This is a genomic window from Sulfitobacter sp. HI0027, from assembly GCF_001634775.1.
In the GTDB taxonomy this organism is placed as follows: Bacteria; Pseudomonadota; Alphaproteobacteria; order Rhodobacterales; family Rhodobacteraceae; genus Sulfitobacter.
The window spans coordinates 1-320 of the sequence record NZ_LWER01000388.1 but is presented as its reverse complement, the minus strand read 5'-3'; the positions used below and the strand labels follow the sequence as shown (position 1 = coordinate 320).

Below are 320 nucleotides of genomic sequence, written 5' to 3'. Positions count from 1 at the left end.
TTCTCAGTGACAATCAACACATGGCTGGTCTCAAACCGGCCACGGGCAGGACCGGGCCGCGCATCCATGACCTGCGACATACCTTTGTCGTGCACCGGATCCTCGAGTGGTACCGGCAAGGTGTGAACCCGCAGGAAAAGCTGCCGTATCTTGCAACATATCTCGGCCACCGCGATATCAACTCCACGCTGGTCTACATCACGGTGACCCAGGAGCTGCTGCATGAAGCGAGTGAGCGGTTCCGGGCCTTCACCTCGCCTGGCAATGCTGATCCGGCGGAGGTGGCATCATGAAATCTGATCCGCTCCCCCAATTGCTGC

At 59.1% G+C, this 320-nt stretch carries 1 pseudogene; it reads left to right on the top strand.

The window, feature by feature from the left end:
• A pseudogene (locus A3722_RS17985) lies at positions 1-293 on the top strand (tyrosine-type recombinase/integrase); the annotation flags it as partial.
• Between the last annotated feature and the right edge of the window lie 27 nt (positions 294-320).